The sequence below is a fragment of the Micromonospora phytophila genome (assembly GCF_023656545.1).
Taxonomy (GTDB): domain Bacteria; phylum Actinomycetota; class Actinomycetes; order Mycobacteriales; family Micromonosporaceae; genus Micromonospora; species Micromonospora phytophila.
The window spans coordinates 1-3,432 of record NZ_JAMOKF010000462.1 but is presented as its reverse complement, the minus strand read 5'-3'; the positions used below and the strand labels follow the sequence as shown (position 1 = coordinate 3,432).

3 protein-coding genes and 1 pseudogene are annotated in these 3,432 nt (G+C 72.0%); all 4 read right to left on the bottom strand.

Features of this window, described 5'->3' with window-relative positions; translation table 11 throughout:
- Window positions 1-212 (bottom strand): annotated as a pseudogene (locus tag NCC78_RS29595) (hypothetical protein); the annotation flags it as partial.
- 67 nt (window positions 213-279) lie between these two features.
- Window positions 280-1,221: a copper transporter gene (locus NCC78_RS29590; RefSeq protein ID WP_250798659.1), complete on the bottom strand. Its 942-nt coding sequence runs from the start codon at window positions 1,219-1,221 to the stop codon at window positions 280-282.
- Between the two features lie 27 nt (window positions 1,222-1,248).
- Complete coding sequence (steA, locus tag NCC78_RS29585) at window positions 1,249-2,427, bottom strand: putative cytokinetic ring protein SteA (protein WP_250798658.1); 1,179 nt, start codon at window positions 2,425-2,427, stop codon at window positions 1,249-1,251.
- Window positions 2,428-2,546: 119 nt separating this feature from the next.
- A partial coding sequence (locus NCC78_RS29580) for a DNA repair protein RecN (RefSeq protein ID WP_504921256.1) occupies window positions 2,547-3,432 on the bottom strand: 886 nt, incomplete at its 5' end.

Genomic DNA, 3,432 nt, shown 5'->3' with positions numbered 1-3,432 from the left:
AGCGCGGCCGCCCCGGAGGAGGCGCTGGAGGCGCCGAACGCGCCGGCCCCGGCGGCGCCGACGGCGAGGGCCGGCCCGCCGGCCAGGGTCACCGTGCGGCCGCGGAAGTTGCTCCGGTCGAGCGCGGGCCCGGCCGGTGAGGTGCGCACCTCGCGCAGGGCGTAGCGGGCGACGGCCGCCCCGGCGCCGGCGATCAGCAGTCGACCGAGCATGCTCACGCCACCCCCTCCCGTCGAACGTCGAGGAACGGGGATCCGGACAGCACGGTACGTCGTTCGCTCACTGGGGCAGTCTAGGCAGCAGCGAGGCGACGTTGTCGCCGACGCCGTACTGTCCGGCCTTCTTCTCGGTCAGCTGCTGCACCAGCGCGAGGCTGGTGACCAGCTGGCCCTGGACGGTGTTGGCGTTGTCGACGGTGGAGACGGTCTGTGCCAGCACCGGGTCACCCCGGACCACGGCCACCAGGTTGCCGCCGGAGGAGCCGTTGCCGCCGACGACGATCGACCCCGTCCGGTCGAACTGCTCGGCGACCTTCACCACCGACTCGTCCTTCTTGGCGGCGTCCTTGTCCACGTACGGCTGACCGCTGACCACGACGACGGCCTCCGCCGGCGCGGTGATCTTCTCCTCGCTGGTGAGGTAGTTGGCGTTGCTGTACGCGGCCAGCACCGCCCGCCGGTCGGCCTCGGTGACCGGGGTCACCCCGGCCGAGCGGTCCAGCAGCACGCTGGCCAGCAGCGCGCTGGAGGTTTCCACGCCGTGCCCGTTGCCGGGCAGCCCGGAGGTGGGTGCGCTGGTGGGCCGGGCGGCGGTGACCGCCAGTTCCAGCAGGTTGTTGTTGTTGTCCGGGTTGATGAACTTGTCCTGCAGGTCGATCCGGCCGGTCACGTCGGCCCCGGCGAGCTGGAGCATCTTGACCACGCCCTCGGTGTGCCCCCGCCCGGTGGGCAGGCTGAGCACCAGCACCCGCTTGCCGGTGAGCTTGCCCGGCAGGACGACCCCCGCGATCTGGGCCGCGAAGTCCTCCTCGAGCTCGAGCTGCCGCTCCATGCTCTCGACCGCCTGACGCATCTGTTGGTTGTCCTTGCGCAGCGCGTTGACGTTCTCCTTGAGCGAGTCGGCGACCGGGCCGTTGAGGGCGGCCGTGCCGACCACCAGGCCGATGGCCAACGCCAGGAAGACCGCGGTCAGGGACACCACGTGGTAGCGGAAATTGATCACGCTTGCAGCCTCTTGATCGGTCGGGAGCTAGAAGAGGTGGCCGAGCTGGAACATGAAATTGTCCCACCACTCGGAGACCACACCCAGATACGCCTTGCCGACGGTGGAGACCGCCACGGCGGAGGCCATCGCGGCGATGGCGGAGAGCACCAGCAGCAGCAGGGACGATCCGGAGATGCTCTGCCGGTAGAGCCGGCTGACGCCCTTGGCGTCGACCAGCTTGCCGCCGACCTTGAGCCGGGTGAGGAACGTCGAGGCCATGCCGCCACGGCCCTTGTCGAGGAACTCGACAAGGGTGGCATGCGTGCCGACGGCGACCAGCAGCGAGGCCCCCTTCTCGTCGGCGAGGAGCATGGCCAGGTCCTCGCTGGTGGCGGCGGCCGGGAAGGTCACCGCCGGAACGCCGAGCCCGTTGACCCGGGCCAGCCCGGGCGCCCGCCCGTCCGGGTACGCGTGCACGATCACCTCGGCACCGCAGCGCAGCACGTCGTCGGTGACCGAATCCATGTCACCGATGATCACGTCGGGCGTGTAGCCCGCCTCCACCAGCGCGTCCGCGCCGCCGTCGACGCCGATCAACACCGGCTTGAACTCCCGGATGTACGGGCGCAGCACGTCCAGGTCGGCCTTGTAGTCGTAGCCGCGCACCACGATCAGGCAGTGCCGACCCTGCATCTCGGTCTGGATGTCCGGAACGCCGACGCCGTCGAGGAGCAGGTCCCGCTCCTGCTTGAGGTAGTCCATGGTGTTGGCGGCGAACGCCTCCAACTGCACCGACAGCCCCTCCCGGGCGTCCGCCATGGCCTTGGCCACCGTCTCGGCGTCCTGCAGGCTGCCGTGGGCCACCGGCTCGGCGCCGACGAAGACGGTGTTGCCCTCGATCCGGACGGTGTCGCCCTCGCGGATCTGCTCGAAGACGCCCTCGCCCAGGTCGTCGAGGAGCGGGATGCCGGCGGCGATCAGCACCTCCGGCCCGAGGTTGGGGTAGCGGCCGGAGACCGACGGCTTGGCGTTGAGCACCGCGGCGACGCCGACCGCGACCAGCGAGTCGGCGGCGACCCGGTCGAGGTCGACGTGGTCGATGACCGCGATGTCGCCGGGGCGCAGCCGGCCGACCAGGCGTTTGGTCCGGCGGTCGAGGCGCGCGGTGCCGAGGACTCTGCCCGGTTCCGCGTTCCGGGTTCGGCGCAACGTGGGTAGACGCATCGTGACCATCCTGGCATGTGAGGCAGGTTTCTCTGTCGCGACATGCCTGAGCAGGGCCGCCTACCCAGGGAAGCACACTCCGGCACAGGCCGGTGTGCCTGTGCTCACACTCGCGGCCCTCACGGCCGCCTTTCCCGCGCCGCCACGGCCAGGAGCTCCTCGGCGTGAGCGATACCCAGATCCGAATCCGGTAAACCGGCGAGCATCCGGGCCAGCTCCCGGGCGCGTTCGGTGTCCTCCACCACGCGCACGCCGCTGGTGGTGACCGCGCCGCCGGTGTCCTTCGCCACCACCAGGTGCCGGTCGGCGAACGCGGCGACCTGGGGCAGGTGGGTGACCACCAGCACCTGGTGGCTGCGGGCCAGCCGGGCCAGCCGCCGGCCGATCTCCACCGCCGCCTGGCCGCCGACCCCGGCGTCGACCTCGTCGAAGACCAGCGTGGGTGGCCCACCGGAACCGGCGAAGACCACCTCGATGGCGAGCATCACCCGGGACAGCTCACCGCCGGACGCGCCCCGCTGCAACGGCAGCGACGGTGCGCCGGGATGGGCCAGCAGGCGCAGCTCGACCTCGTCGCCGCCGTCCGGGCCGACACCGACCTCCACCCCGTTGACCGGCAACGTCGGCTCGGACCTGCCGGCGGGGCGGGGCAGCACCGCCACCTCGATCCGGGCGTGCGGCATGGCCAGCCCGGCCAGCTCGACGGTGACCTGCGCCGCGAAGCGGGTGGCCGCCTCCTGCCGGGACGTCGACAGCCGGCCGGCCAGGTCGGCCACCTCGCCGGCGAGCCGGGACGCCTCCCGGTCCAGCTCGTCGAGGAGGTCGTCGGAGGTGTCGAGGTCGGACAGGCGGGTGCGGGCCCGCTCGGCCCAGGCGATCACCCCGTCGACGTCGTCGGCGTACTTGCGGGTCAACGCGCGCAGCGCGGCCCGCCGCTCGTAGAGGGTCTGCAACCGGGCCGGGTCGGCGTCCAGCGCGGCGAGGTAGGTCGACAGCTCCGCCGAG